Genomic DNA, 17,842 nt, shown 5'->3' on the forward strand with positions numbered 1-17,842 from the left:
CCGACGGGTGCCGCTACCAGCGGAGCAGCACGAGTTCCGAGCAGAAGCCGGGCCCCATGGCGAGCAGCAGGCCCGCGCTCCCCGGAGGCGGCGGCCGCTCGGCGAGCGTGTCGCGCAGGACGTGCAGGACGGAGGAGGACGACAGGTTCCCCACCGCCGCCAGGGAGCGCCAGGTGACATCGAGGGCTCCGCCGGGCAGATCGAGCACCTCCTCGACGGCTTCCAGGACCTTCGGCCCGCCCGGATGGCAGACCCAGGTCGTGATGTCCCTCCGGGTGAGCCCGTGGTCGGCGAGGAATCCGTCCACGTCCGCGCCGAGGTTCTTGCGCACGAGGTCGGGAACGCTCGCGTCCAGGACGATCCGGAAGCCCGAGCCGGTGATGTCCCACCCCATCACCTGTTCGGTGTCCGGATAGAGGTGGCTGCGGCTGTCGACGACGGCGGGCCCGGTGGGCGGGCCGCCGGCCGGTGTGCGCCGGCGGGCGCCGCAGGCCACGACGGCGGCGGCGCCGTCGCCGAAGAGCGCGGTGGCGACGAGGTTGGCGGGCGAGAGGTCGTCGCGCTGGAAGGTGAGCGAGCACAGTTCGACGGAGAGCAGGACCGCGACGTCGTCGGGCCGTCCCAGCAGGTAGTCGTGCAGCCGGGCGATTCCGGCCGCTCCCGCGACACACCCCAGCCCGAAGACCGGCACCCTTCTGACGTCGGGGCGCAGACCGAGCAGGCCCACGAGCCGGGCGTCCACGGAGGGGGCGGCGATGCCCGTCACCGAGGTGAACATCAGGAAGTCGACGTCACGGGGCGAGAGCCCCGCCGTGTCCAGCGCGCCGGCGAGAGCCTCGGCGCCCAGCGGCAGGGCGGCGGCGATGAAGGCGTCGTTGACCGCGCCGAAGTCCGTGAGACCGGCGTACGCGTCGAGCGGCAGGGCCGTATGGCGGGCCGTCACGCGCGCGCTGCCGTGCAGGCGGTCGAGCACCCGGCGGTCGGCGCCCTCGGGCAGACAGGTCCTGGCGACTATGTCCGTGATGTCGTGTTGGCTGTACCGGTGGGGAGCCAGGGCTCCGTGGACGGCTGTGATGCGGGTCATCTGCGGTCCGGGGTCGGGGGCGACTGACGTGCCATCTGTGCCCTTACGTCACCGCGCCACACGCGAAGTCGCCTGGACGGCCCTCGTCCGCGGTTCGGGTGAGCGCGCTCGGTGCCGGGGCGCGCCGGGACGGCCGTGACCCGCGGGCGGCGAACCCGGCCGCGCCTACGATGAGCGCGTGGACGCTGTGGACGCCGACGAGCAGCCGGGCGGCGCGGCGGGTCCCCCGCTCGCGGCCGGCGCGCCGCTCCGGCCGCCCCGGTCCGCGTGGCCGCGCCGCGCCGCGGCTCTGGCGGCTGCCTGCCATCCGGGGCCCACCGTCGCGGTGACGCTGCTGGTCGCTGGGCTCGCCGTGGCGGCCGGGCAGGACGCCCACGGCTGTGTCCTGGTCACCGCCGCCGTGCTGGCCGGGCAGCTGTCCGTCGGCTGGAGCAACGACGCGGTGGACGCGGCGCGCGACAGCGCGGCGGGGCGCGGGGCCAAGCCGGTGGTCGGCGGAGCCGTGCGGGCGCGGACGGTGCGGACCGCCGCCCTGGTCGCGCTGGCGCTCTGCGTGCCGCTGTCCCTGGGGTACGGGGCGCTCGGCGGAGCGGTGCATCTGGTGGGCGTGGGCGCGGCGTGGGCGTACAACCTCCGGCTCAAGCGGACCGTCCTGTCCTGGCTGCCGTACGCCGTGGGTTTCGCGTCCCTGCCCGCCTTCGTCACGCTCGGACTGCCGGGGCAGCCCCGGCCGTCCTGGTGGGTCGTCACCGCCGCCGCCCTGGTGGGGGTGGGCGCGCATCTGGGGAACGTCCTGCCGGACATCGAGTCCGATCTGGCCCTGGGGGTGCGCGGCTGGCCGCAGCGCGTGGGGCCGGCCGGTGTCCGGCTGCTGCTGCCGGTCCCGCTGGTGGCCGCCACACTGCTGCTCGCGCTCGACCGGCCGGACCCGCTCGGTGCGGCCGCCGTGGGAGTGGCCCTGGCCGTCGCGACCGGCGGTTCGCTGCTGGGCCGTCACCGGCCGCGGCTGGCGTTCCTCGCGGCGATCGTGGTGGCCGGCGTGGACGTGGGGCTGCTGCTGTGGCGGGGCGGCGGGACCGGCTGAGGGCATGGGCGCCGGGGCTCGGGCTCCGGGCGGGGCCCGGCCGCGGACGAGGGCACGGCTTCGAGAGTGGGCGCGGCTTCCGGGTGGGCGCGGATCCGTGGGGCGCGGCTCCGAGGGGGCGTGCCCCCGCTTTCCGTACCGGTGCGGACGTATGACCCGGGCGTCCGGGGGCACTCGGCAGGCCAGCGGCACGGCCACGGCGCTCAGCCGCGGACCGGCCTTCGATTCCTCAGGAGTGGACCATGTTGGGCTTCGTAGCGGCAGTGCTCTTCGGCGTCGCGTTCCTCATCAACGCCACCGGTACCTCGGTGGACGCCCTCTTCGCGCCGACCAGTCTCACGCTCCTCGGGCTGGCCCTGCTCGCCCTCCATGTGGCGGGCGTCGGCACCGGCTGGGCGGCGCGCGGCCGGCGGCGCTGACCCGGCGCACGCGCCTGCCCGGCGGCGCCCGCGCCGCTCACGCCGTACGGCCGCGCCGGGCCCGCCGCGTCGGGAACCGGTCCGGTCAGCCGTTCGGGATCAGCCGGTCGCGCAGGAAGTCGAGGGTGCGCTCCCAGGCCAGGGTGGCGGACGGGGCGTGGTACGCCTCGGGACGGCCGTCGTTGAAGAAGGCGTGGCCGGCGCCCTGGTAGACGTGGAGGACGGGGACGATGCCCGACTGGTCCTGAATCGTGGTGCGGAGTTCTTCCAGGGCCGCGAGCGGCACGCTCTCGTCCAACTCGCCGTAGTGGCCGAGGATCTCCGCCTTGAGGTGGCTGAAGTCGGGTACGCCGTCCTTGTTGACCCCGTAGAACGGGACGGCGGCGGAGACCCGCCGGTCGACGGCGGCGAGGCTGAGGACGAACCCGCCGCCCATGCAGAAGCCGACGGTCCCGACGGTGTCGCCGTCCGTCTCCTGCCGGGCGAGCAGATAGCCGACGGCCCCTTCGAGCAGCTCCACCCCGCGTACGGTGGGCAGTTCCCGCATCATGCGCAGCGCCTCGTCGGCGTCGTGCGCGACCTCGCCCCCGTAGAGATCCGGGGCCAGCGCGACGAACCCGGCCTGGGCCAGGCGGTCGGCGATGTCCTTGATGTGGGAGGTCAGGCCCCACCACTCCTGGATGACGATGACGCCGGGGCCGTGCCCTGCCGGGGGTACGGCGAGATAGCCGTACGCGGTGGTCCCGGCGCTCGGGAAGGAGACGTTCTGCAGATTCGGCTCGGTGGACACGGGGGCAGCTCCCAGCTGTTGAGGGGTGACATCAGGATCGTACGGAAACGTCCGCGCGGTCGGCGCGCGCCCCTCCGGGTGTCGCAGGTCACCCGCCGGATCGCGCCGAACTCTCCGGTACGGGCACGCGGCGGGTGGCTCGCGCGTTGAGCGGGTTGGTTCGTGTGACACCAGAGGAGAGATGACGGAATGGCCCTGTGGGACCGGTTCAAGGAATCAGCCGCGACGATGCAGACGCAGCTCGTGGCGAAGAAGAACGACCTCAAGAGCGGTGCCTTCCGCGACGCGAGCATGGCGATGTGCGCCCTGGTCGCCGCGGCGGACGGTTCGGTCGACCCGTCGGAGCGGCAGCGTGTCGCCGCGCTCATCGCCAACAATGAGGTGTTGCAGAACTTCCCGGCGGAGGACCTCCAGCGGCGCTTCGACGACTCCCTGAACAAGCTGGCCGCCGACTTCGCCTTCGGCAAGGTCGCTCTGCTCCAGGAGGTCGCCAAGGCGAAGAAGAAGCCGGCGGAGGCGCGGGCCGTCGTCCAGATCGGCATCGTCATCGGTGGCGCGGACGGCGACTTCGACAAGACCGAGCAGGCCGTGGTCCGTGAGGCGTGCTACGCGCTGGACCTGCCGCCGCACGAGTTCGACCTCTGATCGCACGGACGGGCGACGGGCGCGGGGCGGTGGCGGTGAGCCACCGCCCCGCGCGTCTTCGTCACGGACGCGACCGGATCATCGGACTCCCGGGCGGCCGTGTCCCCCGGGAGGAGCTATGTCCGGGGCTTCGCGCCCCGGTCCGCGCGTTCGGCGGGGTCGCGCCTGAAGGCCCAGGCCATCTCGGGCTCCAGGGCGAAGCGGAAGATCCGCTGGACCGGAGGCGTGCAGAGCAGGGTGACCACCGCGGCGGCGAGGACGGTCACGAACACGGCGCCCATGGGCTCGTGCAGCCACCGCGGGTCGTACCAGTGCCAGGTGGAGGCGGACTTGACGAGGAACCCGTGCAGCAGATAGCCGCAGAGTGTGCCCGCGCCCAGGACCGTGAACCACATGCGTCGACCGGGTACCCAGGCGTAGAAACAGGCCGTCAGGATCAGCGAGCAGCAGAAGAGGCCGAGCGACATCAGGACGCCGACCCACCAGGGCTCGCCCAGCTCCTGGGCGCTGTCACGGTGGAAGAACCAGTCCATGTTCATCCGGGTGACCGCCCAGTAGGCGAAGACGACGGTGGCGGCGAAGACCGGAACGGCCAGCAGGCGCACGTTCTTGCGGCGTACCAACTGGAAGTGCTCGGGCTTCAGTTGGAGTCCGAGCACGAAGAACGGCAGGAACTGCAGGACCCGCTGGAGGTCGAGGTCGTCGCCGATGTCCGGTGAGACGACGGCGAGCGCGGCGATCAGCAGCGCGAGCGGGAGGGGCCAGCGGACCAGACGCCAGAGGGGTGCCGTCATGCGCCAGATGAAGAGAGCGGCCAGGAACCAGGTCAGATACCAGGGGTCCAGCAGGCTGACCTCCATGGACGGATCGTTGTCGGTCCACCGGTGGAAGAGGCTGTAGGCGACTTCGAAGACGATGTACGGGACGGCCACGCCGGTGATCAGCCGGCGCACCCGGTCGGGGCGGAAGTCGAAACTGCGCGAGAAATAGCCGGAGATGATGATGAACGCCGGCATGTGGAAGGCGTAGACGACGATGTAGAGCGCGGAGACCGCGCGGCTGCCGTCCCGCAGCGGCTCCCAGGAGTGCCCGACGGCGACCAGGACGATCGCCAGATACTTCGCGTTGTCGAAGAACGCGTCCCGCTTCTTGCCCGGCGCCCCGGCCGCCGCACCGGTCACGGGGGCGGCCGCCGGAGTCTCCGGCCGGACGGCGTGTTGCTCTGTGGTCTGCGTCATACTGCTTCCCGGAGGGAACGCGGGAGATGATCAGGGTCTCTTAGCAAGTTCGTGGGGGAAAACTGCGAAGCAAACATTCAAGGCACCCTAACGAGGTCCACCGCCCGCTCTCCACTCGGGTGGCGGGGACAGGGCAGGTGCCGAGTGCCCCGGCACCGTCGTCACACTCCACGGTGAGGAGGATTCTTTGCCCATCGCATCTGTCGCATCCGTCGTAGCCGTCGCGTCGGGCGCATCCGTCGCGCAGCCCGCTCTGGCCGTTCCCCTGTTCGATCCGAACGCGGGACAAGGAGCGCGCCAGTTCGCCGAGCTGGGACTGGCGCTGCTGCTGTCGAGCCTGATCGGAGCCGAGCGGGCCACCCAGCAGAAGAGCGCGGGGCTGCGTACCCACACTCTGGTCGGCGTGGGCAGCGCGCTGTTCATGGTGGTGTCGCAGCACGGCTTCAACGCGGTACTCGGCCTGGAGAACGTCTCCTTCGACCCGTCGCGCGTCGCCGCGCAGATCGTCTCCGGGATCGGCTTCATCGGCGGCGGCCTGATCTTCGTACGCCGGGACGCCGTGCGGGGGCTGACCACCGCCGCCACGGTCTGGCTCACCTGTGCCATCGGCATGGCGTGCGGCGGCGGGCTGCCGCTGCTGGCGATCGGGGCCACCCTGGTGCACTTCCTCGTCATCCAGGGGTACCCGTGGCTGACCCGGCGCGTCCCGGCGCTCGCCACCACCGAGCAGACGCGGCTGCACCTGTCCTACCGCGTCGGCACGGGAGTGCTGACGCGGGTGCTGGAGCACATCACCGGCAGGGGCTTCGAGGTGGCGCGGATCCGGGTGGACCGGGCGGCCGCCCGCCCCGCCGACCAGGACGAACAGGACGAACAGGAAGACCTGCACGCCGGGACCGCCCTCGTGTACGTCGATGTCGAGGGCACCGGCAGTGTTCATCAACTGGTCGCCGAGGTGGCGGAGTTCGACGAAGTGCTGAGTGTGTCGTCGCTGGAGGCCGAGATCGGCGACTGACCGTACCGCTCAGCGGTCCAGGAGCGCCGCCGCGAGGCGGTCGATCCTGGCGCGCCAGACGGCCAGGGCGGTGTCCGTGTCGAAGCTCTCCGGACCGGTCTGCGTGAGCACGAGCCGGGCGCCGTGGCCGGTGCCCTCGCTCAGCTCCCAGGTGACCGTGGCGTCGGGTCCCCACCGGTACGTGAGGGATCTCGGCGGCCGGACCTCGGTGACCGGCCCCGCCGGGACGCTCCCGGCGGTGAATCCCTCCGGGACGGGCAGTCCGGCGACCGGCACGATCCCCGCCGACAGGACCTGCCAGACGGTCTCGGCCGGCCGGACCAGCTGGCGTTCGAAGCGGACCCGCTTCACGGCCCCGCCCGTACCGCCCGCCTCCGCGGTCTCCTCCTCGGCCACGGTCACGGTGCCTTGGTCGAGACCGAAGCCGTGGAGGTACGACTCGTGCAGCGCGCCCGTGTCGCGGCCGGGCGCCACGGTCACGCCGTCGAGCAGCTGGGCGAGCGCGGTGAGGCAGAGGTGCCAGCCGGAGGCGAAGCTCGCGGCGCCGGGCAGATCGCCGAAGGTGTGGACGAGGGTGAGCAGCGACCCGTCGCCGTCGGGAGCGATGGACCAGCTCAGGTGATCGGTGCCCCAGGTGAAGGCGAACAGCCGGGGCTCCTCGGCGTCGGTGACGGTGCCCGCCATCGCGGTGTCCGCGTCGGCGCCGGGGAAGCGGAATTCCACGCTGCCGCCCGGGGCGAGGTCCAGCGTGACCTCGGCGGGAAACCACTTCCGCAGCGCGGCGGGATCGGTGAGGGCGGCCCAGACCCGCTCGGGCGGATGCGCGAGCCCGCGCTCCATGCGCAGCGCGGTGCGGCCGTCCTTCGTGGTCAGGGTGGCGTTGTCCAGCGGGTCCCGGCCGGGGCCCGGGGTCCGGCGCGGATCGGGGTTGGTGTTCATGGGGTGTCGTCCTCCGTCGCATCGAGATGCCGTTCGAGCGCGTCGAGCGCGCCGGACCACAGGTGCCGGTAGTGGGCGAGCCAGGCGTCCAGCTCCGCGAGGGGCTCGGGCGTCAGCTCGTACCAGCGGCGCTGGGCCTCCCGCCGCACCCGCACCAGTCCGGCGTCGCGCAGCACCCGCAGGTGCTTCGAGGTGCCGGGCTGGCTGATCGCGAGGGTCTCCGTCAGCTCGCCGACGGTGCGGGGGCTCTCCAGGAGCAGATCGAGGATCTTCCGCCGGTTCGGCTCCGCGAGTACGTCGAACGGTATGGACATACTTCCAATATACCTCGTCGGCTATATAACCATCCAGTCATTCAGTGCGCGCCCCGAGTGTGGCGGCACGGACAGCGCCGCGAACTCTGGCCGGAAACTCCTGGTGACAGCCCGTCAGTAATTCCCCCATAGTTGTAGGTTCGGGCATTGGGAGGCCGATCTCCGCCAAACGGCGGAATCGATCTGCGCATTCGCCCCGCGAGACCGCGCGACGTCACTGAAACAGCACTGTGGCCCAGGCCACCAGGCACGACAGAACGGCGCAAGGAGAGCGGCCGTGCATGACGAATTCCTGTGCCATGTCACCGCGTACGGAATCTGCGGCGGACAGCGCGTCGGCGTACCCCTGGGCACCTATCGCGCCCCCACGCTGCCTCTCGCACTGTGGTGGTTACGGGACCGGGCGACCTGGATAGCCGAACGGCTCGATCCCAGCCCGGAAAGAGACCCCTTTCCGGCCGGTGCGCTGACTCCGGTCGGGGAGAGCGTGCCGGACGTACCGGCCACGCTGCGGGCCTGGCGGGACGACGTGGCCCACCAGGACATGATCGCGGAGCGGTTGGCCGCGGGGCATCTCGTCCGTGTCGCCACCCGCGACGACACCACCGAGTACGAACTGCTCGCCGAATCCGTGGACGCGCTGCGCATGGACCGGGCGCTGCCCGTCCTGATCACGCCCGCGGCGCTGCCCGAGAGATCCCCGCGGGAGCCCTCTCTCACCGCCCCGGCACCGCTCACGTACGACGAGGGGCACGCGCGCCCCGGGGAGCCGCTGCCGTTCGGTCCGCTGTACGGCTGATCCCGCGGTGGAGCCGGCCCGGAGGGTGGCCCGGATCCGGCGCGAGCGGACGCGAGCGGTCAGCGGGCGGAGTCCGCCGCCCATTCCCCCTGGGCGATCTCGATATGGGTGTGCAGATCGTCCGCCGCGCCGATCGCCGTGGCACCGGAGACCGCCAGACACACCAGCAGCCCGCCCGCGACGAGCCGGCCGGTGCGGGGCGGGACCGGTCGCCCGGCCGTGGCGGTGTCGAGCAGCGCGGCGACCCGGCGCGGCACGGGCCCCGCGGTCGCAGCGAGGACCGCGCCCGGCCTGGCGGGCGGGGGCGTACGGGTGGCGAGCGCGGCCCTGCCGATGGCGCGGGCGGCGAGCCGGCGGTCGCCCACGACCGCCGCCGCGGCTTCGTCGGCGGTGCGCTCCAGCGCGTAGCCGAGGGGTTCGCGCAGGGCGCGCAGCGCGGGATGGCAGAGGGCGGCGAGCTCCACCAGGACCAGCAGGAGGTGGTGACGACCGCGCAGGTGGGCGCGCTCGTGGGCGAACAGCGCCTCGCGCTCGGCGGGCTCCAGCGCGCGCAGCATGCCAGTGGTGACGACGATACGGCCGGGGCGGCCCGGCAGCGCGTACGCGTCGGGCCTGTCGTCCCGCAGGACGGCCAGTTCGTCCCCGGTCCCGGCGACGGCGGCCCTCGCCCGTCGCAGCTCGGCCCGCTCGCGCAGCGCGGCGGCCGCCACCAGCGTCGCGCGCCACAGCAGCAGGCCCCCGGCGGTCAGCGCGAGCGCCACGGCCACCGGGGGCGGTCCCGCCGTCAGCGGCTCGGCCAGGTCACCGAGGACGGCGACGAGGGGCAGGTACGACGCGCCCGGGACGACGAGCACCGCCAGGGCGGCAGAACTGCCGGCGGCCAGCGTGAGCGCGGCGGCGGTGAGCAGCCGGGCCGCGTGGCGGGGCGCGAGCGCGGCGGCGACCCGGCGGGCGGCGGGGACCGCGAGAAACGGCGTCAGGAGGGGCACCCAGACGAGGAGGGTCACGGGGCCTCCCCGCCGTCCAGCAGGGAGCGCAGCAGCGCCTCGTCCTCGGTGTTGAGCTGGGAGACGAACCGGGCCAGGACCGCGCCCCGGTCCTCGTCCTTCGCCAGCTCCGTGTGCATACGGCGGGCGGTGAGTCCCGGAGCGTCCTCGGTCGGGGTGTACGCGTAGCCCCGGCCCGCGCTCACCCGGCTGACGCTGCCTTTCTCGTACAGCCGCGAAAGGATCGTGGTGACCGTGGTGCGAGCGAGCGACACACCGAGCACCCGCCGCACCTGGACCGGTGTCAGCGGCTCGCCCGCCGCCCACAGGGCCGCCAGCACACCGGCTTCCAACTCCCCCGCCGGCCGCCGCTCCGCACTCCGGTCGCCCATGGGAACGCCCCTCCCGTTTCCTTCGTCTACAGTGGAGTAGACCGTCTACAGAATTGTAGTCACTCGCATCGTCCCGCAGGTTCCCCCTGCCCACCATTATGGGAGCAGCCCCTCTTATGGCCGTATCCGCGCTCACGGCGATGCCGCAGGCCGTGAACCCCCTCGACGCGGGCTCACTGCTCGCCGCCTTCGGCACCCTCGGCGTCGCCGTCGTCCTCTTCGCCGAGACCGGCCTGCTGATCGGCTTCTTCCTTCCCGGCGACTCGCTGCTGTTCACCGCCGGGCTCCTCTGCGCCCCGGGCATCGGGGGCGCGGTTCACCTCTCGCTGCCGCGGGTGCTCCTCGCGGCCATGGCCGGTGCCCTGCTGGGGGCGCAGACCGGCTTCTGGATCGGGCGGCGCGGCGGCCGGGCGCTGCTGGCGGGCGGCCGGGCCCGCAAACTGCGCGAGGGCGCGGTGCGTGCCGAGGAACTCCTCGAACGGTACGGCCATGCCAAGGCCATCGTGCTGGCGCGCTTCGTCCCCGTCGTGCGCACCGTGCTCAACCCGCTGGCCGGCGCCCTGAACGTACCGGCGCGTGTCTTCGCCCTCTGGCAGGTCCTCGGCGGCACCCTCTGGACGGTCGGGCTCGTGCTCGCCGGCTGCGCGCTCGGCTCGTCCGTACCGAACGTCGACCGTTATCTGCTGCCCGTCGTCGCCCTCGTGGTGGCCGTATCGCTGCTCCCCCTCGCACTTGAGCTGCTGCGCTCGCGCCGGGCCGGCCGAGGGAGCGTCCGATGACGGCGCGTGGCGCGGCGGCGCTCCTCGGTGACGACCGCTGGTTCGACGACGGCCTGTACACCTCGGTCACGGAGCTGGCGCACCGCTCCCCCGGCCCGCTGAACACCGCGGTCTCCGTCTGGTCGGCCTACGGGCTCGCCCTGTTCGGTCTGCTGCTGGCGGCCGTGTGGTGGCGCGCCCGGCCACCGGCCTCGGGGTCACGGGACGCCGAGGGCCCGGCACGGGCCCTGCTGGCGCTGACGGCGCCCGTGGTGGTGCTCGCCGCCTTCGCCGTCAACAGCGCGCTCAAGTCACTGCTGCGGGAGCAGCGCCCCTGCCGGACGCTGCACCTGGTCACGGTGGAGGCGTGTCCCGCGCCCGGCGACTGGTCGCTGCCGAGCAACCACGCCGTCATCGCGGCGTCCGCCGCGACGGTCCTGTTCTTCACCGACCGCCGGCTGGCGGCGCTGGCCGTACCCGCCGCGCTGCTGATGGCGGCGTCACGAGTGTGGGTGGGGGCGCACTATCCGCATGATGTCGTCGTGGGGCTGCTGGTGGGGGCATTGGTGTCCTGGCCGCTGATGATCGCCGCCCGCCGCACCGCACCGCTGGCGGGACGGCTGCGGGAGACCCCTCTGCGCCCCCTGGTCGCCAGACGGTGATCCCTCGGGCGCGCGGGTGGTGCGCCCGAGGCGGCGGCCGGGTCCGCGGCGGCCGTCGCGGACCCGGATCGTGAGCGACCGCCGGGTGACCGATGAGTCCCCGGTCCGGCGGGCGTCTACCTCTGTGCGAGTGCCCCGCGCGAGTGCCCGCTCCGAGCGAGGGAAGGAAGGATCTGACATGTTCGGCAAAACCAAGGCGTTCAGCGGATTCGCGGTGGACGACATCGAGAAGGCCCGGCGGTTCTACGGCGAGACACTCGGGCTCGAGGTGTCCGAGGAGTACGGCTTGCTGAGCCTGCACCTCGGCAGCGGCGCCGCCGTGCTCGTCTACCCGAAGCCCGATCACACCCCGGCGTCGTTCACCGTCCTCAACTTCCCGGTGGACGACATCGAGGCGGCGGTCGGGGAACTGCGCGGCAGGGGTGTGCGCTTCGAGCGCTACCCCGGCATGGACGCGGACGAGAAGGGGATCTTCCGGGGCGGCGGGCCGTACATCGCCTGGTTCACCGACCCGGCGGGGAACGTGCTGTCCGTGCTCCAGGACCGGTGACCGGGGCGGCGGTCCTGGCGGTGGCCGGTGACGGGTCGGCGGCCGGCCGGTGCCCGGTGCCCGCTCGGCCCGTCGGTGGGCCGGGGTCCGGTCCTCAGAGCCGGAGATGCAGGATGCGCAGATCCACATAGCCCTCCGTCGGATGACGGAAGCCCTCCGGCAGTACGCCGATCACCTCGAAGCCGAGCGACTCGTACAGCTTCAGCGCGTGGGTGTTGGTCTCCACCACGGCGTTGAACTGCATCGCCCGGAAACCCGCCGCCCGGGCCCACTCGATCGAGTACGCGCACAGGGCCCGGCCCACGCCGCGGCCCGCGTGCGCCGGGTCGACCATGTAGCCGGCGCCCGCTATGTGCGAGCTGTTGCCCTGGTGGTTGGCGTTCATCGTGGCCGTGCCCAGGATCGTTCCGGCGTCGTCGACCGCGACGACGGTGCGGTTCGGCGCGGTCTGGGCCCACAGGTCGCGGCCCGCCGTTTCGGTCAGGTCGGCCGGATAGGTGAAGGTCTCGCCCTCGGCGACGATCCGGTGGAAGAAGGGCCAGATGGCGGGCCAGTCCTCGGGGGTGGCTTCCCTGATCAGCATGGGCCCCAGGATGCACGCCCCCGCTCCCCCGTGACCAGTGGTTTCGCCGGCCGCACCGCCGCGACAGGCCGTACGGGCGCAGCGGCCCGGTTCCGGAGGGGCAGGCGCCGGGCCGGGTACTCTCCGGGAAATCGGGTACCCGGCGACCGGCGGCATCGTCGCCCCCACCCGGCCGTACCGCCCGGCGGATTTCAGCACACAAGAGGCAGGAAACGCATGTTCGAGGCCGAAGACATCCGGGAATGGCGGGGCCACGATGTGGTCGACGCGGAGAAGAAGAAGATCGGTTCACTGGAGGCCGTGTACGTCGACACGGCGACCGACACCCCCTCGTTCGCGACGGTCACGGTCGGCCTGCCCACCCAGCGGCGTCTGATCTTCGTCCCGCTGGCCGATGCCACGGTCGGGCCGGGGTATCTGAAGGTCGCCTGGGACAAGAGACTGGCCAAGGAGGCGCCGTCGATCGATCTCGACGGCGAGCTGCTCGCGACGGACGAGCCGGCGGTCTTCGCGCACTACGGGCTGCCCTACGCGACGGGCGCGAACGGCGAACGGCGGCTCGGCCGCCGCTGACCGGAACCGGTCCGCCGCCTCCCCGGCCGAAAGGCGTCCGGGGAGGCACGGTCAGGAGGAGGGCGCGGCGAGCCGGTGCGTGTCTCCCCCGAACGCCAGGAACGTCGTCCGGGTGGCAAGAAGCCAGCGCTCGCCCTCCTTGCGGAAGGTGTCCTCGTAGTGGCCGACGTTGACCGGCGGCCGGACGGGCACCATGCCGCCCGTCCAGCCGTCCACCCGGTACGTGGCGAAGTACGTGGTGGCCGAGGCCGTCGTCGGGGAGTCCAGGGTGACCAGGATGTTCGTACAGACCCGGCGCGACAGCCGGTCCCTGGGCCGGGAGCCGAAGTAGTCGCGCAGCGCGTCCCGGCCGGTCACCCGGCGGTCCCCGCCGGGCCACTCCCAGACGCCGTCGGGCGTGAACAGCTCCGCCACGGTGCCGGGTTCACCGAGATCGAGCCTGCGGACGAACTCGATGATCAGGCGCTCACAGGCGCGCTCGGTCAGGAGCCGTTCCACCGGGTCCTTCGTATCCGTCATGTGATCCTCCGTCATGGCCTTTTCCTACCGGCACGGCGCCCCTCCCCGTGCCGGGATGGCCGAAAACAGAGCCATCGCCGACGCGATTGGTCTGGACCACATCTCGTGCGACCGCTAAGGTCCCTCCATGCCGACGCCCGGTGACATGTCCGCTCCCTTCCGCCAGCCGCGTACCGAGGACCGAACCGCCGTGATGGATATCGTTGTCGTGCTCCGGGCCGAGGACGCCGTCCTCGACTTCCTGTCCGTACTCACCGACGAGCGCGGTGGCGAGATCCAGGTGATCCTGGGCGACCGCGCCGAGACGCTCACCCTCGCGCCGGGGACGGACGCCGCCCAGCGCCTCGCCCTTCTCGCGCCCCATGTCAGGCCCGTGACACCGGACATCGCCTCGCCGGGCCCCGCGGCCATCGCCTCGCTGCTGCGCCGCGCGGCGGACGGGCGTCCGCTGCGGATCTGGACGCACTCCCCGGCGGACAACCGGCGCGGACGCGGGCGGCTCGGGCGCGACACCGCCATCGCCGCCACCGTCTGCGCCGGGGCCGGGGTCGAGGTCCACCACGCCGTCGGCCACTCGCCGTACCTCCAGTTCCTCAGCGATCTCGACCGGCCGCTGGACCGGGAGCGGATCGCGGCGAAGCTGGGGTTCGTCAACAGCGCGTGCGCGGGTCTGCTGACCGAGCCCGACCCCGAGTTCGTCATGGAGACGTCGCGGATTCCGGCCACGGAGCGTTTCTTCGACGCCGATCCCGACCAGCGCGAGCGGCTGTACGCCCTGCTCGCCAGCCTGGACGAGGAGGCGGCTTCCGTCGTGGACCCCTGGGAGTTCGGCAGTTCGCCGTACGAGGCCCGGCGGCTGGACGCCACGGCCCGGTGGATACGGGAGCGGTGCCCGGTCGTGGCCGGTGACGGGGGCGGTGACGACACCGGTCACGGGCTCGTGGAGGTGGGCGCCTGCGAGGGCGCCCTGACCGGCCGGCTCGCGGCGGCGGGCCTCACCGTACGGGCCACCGAGCCCAATCCGGTCTTCCTGCCCCGGCTGACCGCGGCGCTCGCCGGGAACCCCGGGGTCACCGTGGACGGCGCGGATCTCGCCGCGCTGACCAAGGAGAACGCCGCGCCGGCCGCCGCGCATCTGCTGATCGAGATGCTCTACTACGGCCAGGACCTGGCACTCCTCGACGAACTGCCCACCTCGCTCCTCTTCGTCGCCCTCGAACCCGAAGCGCTGCGCACCCGCGTACGCCCGTGGCTGGAGCGGTCGGCGGTGTGGCGGGCCGAGGAGGAGGTCGTGCTGGCACGGCCCCGGGTGGAGGCGGTCTGCGCGGGGCGCGCCTATCTGAGCAAGCGCGGCAGTACGGGCCTGCTCCTGCGGCGCATCGCCGACTGAAGGGCGGGTCGCCGCCCCGGCCGTCACCGCGCCGGGGGCCACTGCCGCCATCACCGCCATCGCGTCCGGGAGGGCAGAGATGTACGACAGCTGTGTCGGGCTGGGCTACCACTGCGAGTCCACCCACCAGATCCGGCGGATCACCGGCAACGACCGCGCGCACTTCTTCGACTGGCTCGATCTCGAATTCGAGTCCGTCGTGGAGACGATCGCCGGGGACTTCGCCCACGTCCTGCGGCCGGGGATGGTCGAACCCTTCAGCGAGGGGCGCTGCGCGCTGGACCGGGGCAGCGACATCCGTTTCTTCCACGACTTCCGCCCCACCGCGGGCACCACACTCACCGCACCGGACATCGAGCGGCAACTCGCCGGTGTCCGGGCCAAGTTCGAGGCGCTGGCCGATCGCTGGCGCACCCTCGCCGGGTCGGCCGCGCGGGTGCTGTACGTCCACCACGACGCCTTCGACGAGCTGGGCGCCGCCGATCTGCGCCGACTGCGGCTGACCATCGAGACGGCACACCCCGGCCACCGGTTCGACCTGCTCTGGCTGCGCCGCACCCCGCCGACGGACGCCGACGGGCTGGGGCCCGGGATCAGCTGGGGCACCGTGGCGGCGCTGCCCGGCCGGTGGCAGGGCGACGACGCCGCCTGGGACGCCGCGTTCCGAGGGGTGCGGTTCGCCGGTCCCCGTCCCCGTACGACCGCCAACGACAGGAGCGACCCCGTATGACCACGCCACCCCCCGCGCCGGCCACGCCCGCGACCGTGATCATCTCGCCGCACTTCGACGACGCCGCGCTCTCGCTGGCGGGTCTGATCCCGGCGCTGGACTCGCCGGTCACCGTGGTGACCGTCCACGGCGGCGCGCCGGCGCCGGGGCACGAGGTCTCCTGGTGGGACCGCACCTGCGGGTTCTCCTCAGCCGGTGAGGCACATCTCGCCCGGCTCGCGGAGGACGCGCGGGCCTGCGCGCTGCTCGGTGTCGAGCAGATCGTGCTGGCCCACCCCGACGGCCCCTACGGGTACGGGAGCGAGGGTGTGCCGGACGAGCTGGACGCCTGCCTGGCGGACCTCGACCCGGCGGCTCGCGTGCTGATCCCCCTGGCCACCAACCAGCCCGATCACGCCAAGGTCCGCGACCGGGCACTGGCCGTCCTCGAAAAGCTCGGCAGGCCGCTGCCCCTCGTCTACGCCGATCTGCCCTACACGGGACATCTGCCGCAGTGGGGCACCGCCGATACGGACACGGCCCTCCTCGCCGACGAGGACTTCGGAGTGTCGTACCGGAAGATCACGGCCCACTACCGCACCCGGATCGCCCACGACGTGGTCCTCACGGACCGGCAGTGGGCGGCCAAGCGCGCCGCGGTGCTCTGCTACGCCTCGCAGCTCGCGCCGCTCGCCGTCGACCACGGGAGTCTGGTGGCGCGCGACGGGCCGCTGCGCGCGGAACGCGTCTGGGAGCTGGCCGCGCGCTCCTGAGCGAGCGGGTCCGCGGACCGGTGGGTCCGCGCGCCGGTGGGTCCGCGCGCCGGTGGGCACGTGCGCCGGTGGGCCGTGCGCCGGTGGGTCCGTCAGCCCGTGCGACCGCGGGCGACGCCCCTTCGGCGCACGCCCATCCGGGGGCCGTTCCCGGACGCGGCGTCCCCATGGGGTAGTAGACGAGACATGACCCGAAAGCGTTTCGGTACGCCGGGGGCCGGGCGGCGGTTGCGGATCCTGTTCCACGAGGCCCTGGTCGCGCCCGCCGTACTCACCTGGAACCGCGGGCGTGGAATGGAGCTGATGCACCGGGCCATGAGTTTCGCCGCGCTCGGGTTTCTGACGCTGGTGCCGCTGCTGATCCTCGTCGCCGCGGCGGACCCCGCGAGCGGCCACGGCTTCGCGCGCTGGCTGGGGCAGGGGCTGGGGGTGTCCGCGGCGTCGCAGGACGAGATCCAGCAGCTGTTCGGCAGGCCGGGGCAGGCGTTGCAGCGGACCACGGCGCTGGGTCTCGCCGCGCTCGCCGCGTTCGGCCTGACGTTCGGGGGCGCGGTGCAGACGGGTTACGAGCGGGTCTGGGAGCTGCCGACGGCCCGCTGGCACACCATGTGGCGCCATGTGCTGTGGCTGGCGGTCCTCGTCGTCTTCCTGCTGATCTTCGTCAACACGCCGGTCACCTCCGACTCCCCGTTCGAGCTGGTGCTCGCCACCGCGGGCGATCTGATCGGGACGTTCCTCTTCTTCTGGTGGTCCCAGCAGGTGCTGCTCGCGGGGCGGGTCCGCTGGCGGGCCCTGATCCCGGGCGCCGTGGCGACCGCGCTGGGCCTGCTCGGCCTGCGGTTCTTCTCCCGTGTCGTCTTCTCGCCGCTGATCGCCTCCAACGCCGTCACGTACGGGCCCTTCGGGACGGTGCTGGTGCTCCAGTCCTGGCTCGTCGGGGTGGGGTTCGTCGTGTACGGAGGGGCGCTGGTGGGGCGCCTGTACCACGACCACCGCACACAGCTGCTCCTTCGGCGGCGGCTCGCCGAGGGGAACGGGAGCGGGTAGACGGACGGGGGGCGTGCCGCGAGAAGTGCGGCACGCCCCCCGAGTGGGACCGGATCGGTCAGAGGTCGAACTCGCTGGGCGCGATACCGACCGCGAAGCACGCCTCGCGCACGACCGCGCGCTCGCTCGCGTCGAAGTCGCCGTCCGCGCCGCCGATGACGATGCCGATCTGGATGACCGCGCGGGCCTCGGTGGGCTTCTTCGCGACCTTGCCGATGGTCTGGAGCACACCGACCTTGCCGAAGTCGAAGTCGGCGGTCAGCTTCTGGCAGTAGTCGTTGAACCGCGCCCGGAGATCCTCAGCGGGGAAGTTCTGGAGCACATCGTTGGTCATGATCAGCGCGGCGACGCGCTGCCGCTCCGACGCGTCGATGGACCCGTCGGCGGCGGCGACCAGCGCGCACATGGCCATGCTCGCGTCACGGAACGCGCCGCTCTTGAGGTCGTTCTTCTTCGCGTTCAGCTGCGTCTGCATCGACGAGGCCGAATCCTTGATGCGGTCCCACAGGGCCACGTGAGTTCTCCTGAGTAGCGTTTCGGTGATGGATGGTTCGTACGGAATGACCCCGGTCG

The 17,842-nt window shown here is 72.7% G+C and carries 22 protein-coding genes and 1 pseudogene; 13 read left to right on the top strand and 10 right to left on the bottom strand.

Annotated elements, in window-relative coordinates:
* Positions 1-13: 13 nt before the first annotated feature.
* Positions 14-1,084, bottom strand: a complete 1,071-nt coding sequence (locus tag ACFY6S_RS19280) for a type III polyketide synthase (RefSeq protein WP_388818989.1) — start codon at positions 1,082-1,084, stop codon at positions 14-16.
* Between the two features lie 178 nt (positions 1,085-1,262).
* Between ACFY6S_RS19280 and ACFY6S_RS19285 the strand changes: the two genes are divergently transcribed.
* Together ACFY6S_RS19285 and ACFY6S_RS19290 are read left to right on the top strand one after the other, a co-directional pair.
* Positions 1,263-2,168, top strand: a complete 906-nt coding sequence (locus tag ACFY6S_RS19285) for a UbiA family prenyltransferase (protein WP_388818992.1) — start codon at positions 1,263-1,265, stop codon at positions 2,166-2,168.
* A 242-nt stretch (positions 2,169-2,410) separates the two neighbouring features.
* Entirely contained in the window at positions 2,411-2,587 is a 177-nt protein-coding gene (locus ACFY6S_RS19290; protein WP_388818995.1) for a hypothetical protein, read from the top strand.
* Between the two features lie 85 nt (positions 2,588-2,672).
* Here ACFY6S_RS19290 and ACFY6S_RS19295 read toward each other — a convergent pair whose 3' ends face one another.
* A complete protein-coding gene (locus ACFY6S_RS19295; RefSeq protein WP_388819807.1) occupies positions 2,673-3,392 on the bottom strand; it encodes a dienelactone hydrolase family protein in 720 nt (239 codons plus the stop codon).
* Positions 3,393-3,566: 174 nt separating this feature from the next.
* On the opposite strand from ACFY6S_RS19295, the gene ACFY6S_RS19300 reads away from it, so the two are divergent.
* Positions 3,567-4,022, top strand: a complete 456-nt coding sequence (locus ACFY6S_RS19300; RefSeq protein WP_388818998.1) for a tellurite resistance TerB family protein — start codon at positions 3,567-3,569, stop codon at positions 4,020-4,022.
* A 116-nt stretch (positions 4,023-4,138) separates the two neighbouring features.
* Here ACFY6S_RS19300 and ACFY6S_RS19305 read toward each other — a convergent pair whose 3' ends face one another.
* The gene (locus tag ACFY6S_RS19305) at positions 4,139-5,260 is read right to left on the bottom strand and encodes an acyltransferase family protein (RefSeq protein ID WP_388819001.1); all 1,122 of its coding nucleotides are present in this window, start codon (positions 5,258-5,260) and stop codon (positions 4,139-4,141) included.
* A 253-nt stretch (positions 5,261-5,513) separates the two neighbouring features.
* Between ACFY6S_RS19305 and ACFY6S_RS19310 the strand changes: the two genes are divergently transcribed.
* Positions 5,514-6,275 carry an MgtC/SapB family protein gene (locus ACFY6S_RS19310; protein WP_388819810.1) on the top strand — a complete coding sequence of 254 codons (762 nt, stop codon included), beginning with the start codon at positions 5,514-5,516 and terminating at the stop codon, positions 6,273-6,275.
* 9 nt (positions 6,276-6,284) lie between these two features.
* Here ACFY6S_RS19310 and ACFY6S_RS19315 read toward each other — a convergent pair whose 3' ends face one another.
* On the bottom strand, positions 6,285-7,214 hold the full coding sequence (locus ACFY6S_RS19315) for an SRPBCC family protein (RefSeq protein ID WP_388819004.1): 930 nt from the start codon (positions 7,212-7,214) through the stop codon (positions 6,285-6,287).
* Positions 7,211-7,528, bottom strand: coding sequence for an ArsR/SmtB family transcription factor (locus tag ACFY6S_RS19320; protein ID WP_388819007.1), 318 nt, complete (start codon positions 7,526-7,528; stop codon positions 7,211-7,213). Before ACFY6S_RS19320 ends, ACFY6S_RS19315 begins: the two co-directional genes overlap by 4 nt.
* A gap of 277 nt (positions 7,529-7,805) precedes the next feature.
* Between ACFY6S_RS19320 and ACFY6S_RS19325 the strand changes: the two are divergent.
* Positions 7,806-8,213, top strand: a pseudogene (locus ACFY6S_RS19325) (hypothetical protein); the annotation flags it as partial.
* Positions 8,214-8,386: 173 nt separating this feature from the next.
* On the opposite strand, the gene ACFY6S_RS19330 reads toward ACFY6S_RS19325, so the two are convergent.
* Both ACFY6S_RS19330 and ACFY6S_RS19335 read right to left on the bottom strand, forming a co-directional pair.
* A complete protein-coding gene (locus tag ACFY6S_RS19330) occupies positions 8,387-9,334 on the bottom strand; it encodes a M56 family metallopeptidase (protein ID WP_388819010.1) in 948 nt (315 codons plus the stop codon).
* A complete protein-coding gene (locus tag ACFY6S_RS19335) occupies positions 9,331-9,705 on the bottom strand; it encodes a BlaI/MecI/CopY family transcriptional regulator (protein ID WP_388819013.1) in 375 nt (124 codons plus the stop codon). The genes ACFY6S_RS19330 and ACFY6S_RS19335 overlap by 4 nt, the downstream gene beginning before the upstream one ends.
* Before the next feature lie 116 nt (positions 9,706-9,821).
* On the opposite strand from ACFY6S_RS19335, the gene ACFY6S_RS19340 reads away from it, so the two are divergent.
* The 3 genes from ACFY6S_RS19340 (at position 9,822) to ACFY6S_RS19350 (ending at position 11,675) form a co-directional block, all read left to right on the top strand.
* Entirely contained in the window at positions 9,822-10,484 is a 663-nt protein-coding gene (locus tag ACFY6S_RS19340) for a DedA family protein (RefSeq protein ID WP_388819016.1), read from the top strand.
* Positions 10,481-11,125, top strand: a complete 645-nt coding sequence (locus ACFY6S_RS19345; RefSeq protein ID WP_388819019.1) for a phosphatase PAP2 family protein — start codon at positions 10,481-10,483, stop codon at positions 11,123-11,125. Before ACFY6S_RS19340 ends, ACFY6S_RS19345 begins: the two co-directional genes overlap by 4 nt.
* Before the next feature lie 178 nt (positions 11,126-11,303).
* Positions 11,304-11,675 carry a VOC family protein gene (locus ACFY6S_RS19350; RefSeq protein WP_388819021.1) on the top strand — a complete coding sequence of 124 codons (372 nt, stop codon included), beginning with the start codon at positions 11,304-11,306 and terminating at the stop codon, positions 11,673-11,675.
* 94 nt (positions 11,676-11,769) lie between these two features.
* Here the strand turns inward: ACFY6S_RS19350 and ACFY6S_RS19355 are convergent, their stop codons facing one another.
* On the bottom strand, positions 11,770-12,258 hold the full coding sequence (locus ACFY6S_RS19355) for a GNAT family N-acetyltransferase (RefSeq protein WP_388819023.1): 489 nt from the start codon (positions 12,256-12,258) through the stop codon (positions 11,770-11,772).
* Positions 12,259-12,474: 216 nt separating this feature from the next.
* On the opposite strand from ACFY6S_RS19355, the gene ACFY6S_RS19360 reads away from it, so the two are divergent.
* Positions 12,475-12,831 (top strand): PRC-barrel domain-containing protein, encoded by a 357-nt coding sequence (locus ACFY6S_RS19360; RefSeq protein WP_388819025.1) that lies wholly within the window; start codon positions 12,475-12,477, stop codon positions 12,829-12,831.
* A 51-nt stretch (positions 12,832-12,882) separates the two neighbouring features.
* Here ACFY6S_RS19360 and ACFY6S_RS19365 read toward each other — a convergent pair whose 3' ends face one another.
* Complete coding sequence (locus tag ACFY6S_RS19365) at positions 12,883-13,350, bottom strand: nuclear transport factor 2 family protein (protein WP_388819027.1); 468 nt, start codon at positions 13,348-13,350, stop codon at positions 12,883-12,885.
* Positions 13,351-13,540: 190 nt separating this feature from the next.
* Here ACFY6S_RS19365 and ACFY6S_RS19370 point away from each other — a divergent pair, with 190 nt between their 5' ends.
* The 4 genes from ACFY6S_RS19370 to ACFY6S_RS19385 all read left to right on the top strand — a co-directional run bounded on the left by ACFY6S_RS19370 (position 13,541) and on the right by ACFY6S_RS19385 (position 17,269).
* A complete protein-coding gene (locus ACFY6S_RS19370; RefSeq protein ID WP_388819813.1) occupies positions 13,541-14,740 on the top strand; it encodes a hypothetical protein in 1,200 nt (399 codons plus the stop codon).
* A 79-nt stretch (positions 14,741-14,819) separates the two neighbouring features.
* Positions 14,820-15,470, top strand: a complete 651-nt coding sequence (locus tag ACFY6S_RS19375; protein ID WP_388819029.1) for a papain-like cysteine peptidase — start codon at positions 14,820-14,822, stop codon at positions 15,468-15,470.
* Complete coding sequence (locus ACFY6S_RS19380) at positions 15,467-16,222, top strand: PIG-L deacetylase family protein (protein WP_388819030.1); 756 nt, start codon at positions 15,467-15,469, stop codon at positions 16,220-16,222. Before ACFY6S_RS19375 ends, ACFY6S_RS19380 begins: the two co-directional genes overlap by 4 nt.
* Before the next feature lie 186 nt (positions 16,223-16,408).
* Positions 16,409-17,269, top strand: a complete 861-nt coding sequence (locus ACFY6S_RS19385; protein ID WP_388819032.1) for a YhjD/YihY/BrkB family envelope integrity protein — start codon at positions 16,409-16,411, stop codon at positions 17,267-17,269.
* A gap of 58 nt (positions 17,270-17,327) precedes the next feature.
* Here ACFY6S_RS19385 and ACFY6S_RS19390 read toward each other — a convergent pair whose 3' ends face one another.
* The gene (locus ACFY6S_RS19390) at positions 17,328-17,783 is read right to left on the bottom strand and encodes a tellurite resistance TerB family protein (RefSeq protein ID WP_388819034.1); all 456 of its coding nucleotides are present in this window, start codon (positions 17,781-17,783) and stop codon (positions 17,328-17,330) included.
* Positions 17,784-17,842 lie beyond the last annotated feature (59 nt).

It is taken from the genome of Streptomyces sp. NPDC012835 (assembly GCF_042900885.1).
Taxonomy (GTDB): domain Bacteria; phylum Actinomycetota; class Actinomycetes; order Streptomycetales; family Streptomycetaceae; genus Streptomyces.

Excerpts from the sequence above, each read along its gene's own strand:
- ACFY6S_RS19280 (WP_388818989.1), bottom strand. The coding sequence starts at position 1,084 with ATGACCCGCATCACAGCCGTCCACGGAGCCCTGGCTCCCCACCGGTAC.
- ACFY6S_RS19290 (WP_388818995.1), top strand. The coding sequence starts at position 2,411 with ATGTTGGGCTTCGTAGCGGCAGTGCTCTTCGGCGTCGCGTTCCTCATC.
- ACFY6S_RS19300 (WP_388818998.1), top strand. The coding sequence starts at position 3,567 with ATGGCCCTGTGGGACCGGTTCAAGGAATCAGCCGCGACGATGCAGACG.
- ACFY6S_RS19305 (WP_388819001.1), bottom strand. The coding sequence starts at position 5,260 with ATGACGCAGACCACAGAGCAACACGCCGTCCGGCCGGAGACTCCGGCG.
- ACFY6S_RS19315 (WP_388819004.1), bottom strand. The coding sequence starts at position 7,214 with ATGAACACCAACCCCGATCCGCGCCGGACCCCGGGCCCCGGCCGGGAC.
- ACFY6S_RS19320 (WP_388819007.1), bottom strand. The coding sequence starts at position 7,528 with ATGTCCATACCGTTCGACGTACTCGCGGAGCCGAACCGGCGGAAGATC.
- ACFY6S_RS19335 (WP_388819013.1), bottom strand. The coding sequence starts at position 9,705 with ATGGGCGACCGGAGTGCGGAGCGGCGGCCGGCGGGGGAGTTGGAAGCC.
- ACFY6S_RS19340 (WP_388819016.1), top strand. The coding sequence starts at position 9,822 with ATGGCCGTATCCGCGCTCACGGCGATGCCGCAGGCCGTGAACCCCCTC.
- ACFY6S_RS19345 (WP_388819019.1), top strand. The coding sequence starts at position 10,481 with ATGACGGCGCGTGGCGCGGCGGCGCTCCTCGGTGACGACCGCTGGTTC.
- ACFY6S_RS19350 (WP_388819021.1), top strand. The coding sequence starts at position 11,304 with ATGTTCGGCAAAACCAAGGCGTTCAGCGGATTCGCGGTGGACGACATC.
- ACFY6S_RS19355 (WP_388819023.1), bottom strand. The coding sequence starts at position 12,258 with ATGCTGATCAGGGAAGCCACCCCCGAGGACTGGCCCGCCATCTGGCCC.
- ACFY6S_RS19360 (WP_388819025.1), top strand. The coding sequence starts at position 12,475 with ATGTTCGAGGCCGAAGACATCCGGGAATGGCGGGGCCACGATGTGGTC.
- ACFY6S_RS19365 (WP_388819027.1), bottom strand. The coding sequence starts at position 13,350 with ATGACGGATACGAAGGACCCGGTGGAACGGCTCCTGACCGAGCGCGCC.
- ACFY6S_RS19375 (WP_388819029.1), top strand. The coding sequence starts at position 14,820 with ATGTACGACAGCTGTGTCGGGCTGGGCTACCACTGCGAGTCCACCCAC.
- ACFY6S_RS19380 (WP_388819030.1), top strand. The coding sequence starts at position 15,467 with ATGACCACGCCACCCCCCGCGCCGGCCACGCCCGCGACCGTGATCATC.
- ACFY6S_RS19385 (WP_388819032.1), top strand. The coding sequence starts at position 16,409 with ATGACCCGAAAGCGTTTCGGTACGCCGGGGGCCGGGCGGCGGTTGCGG.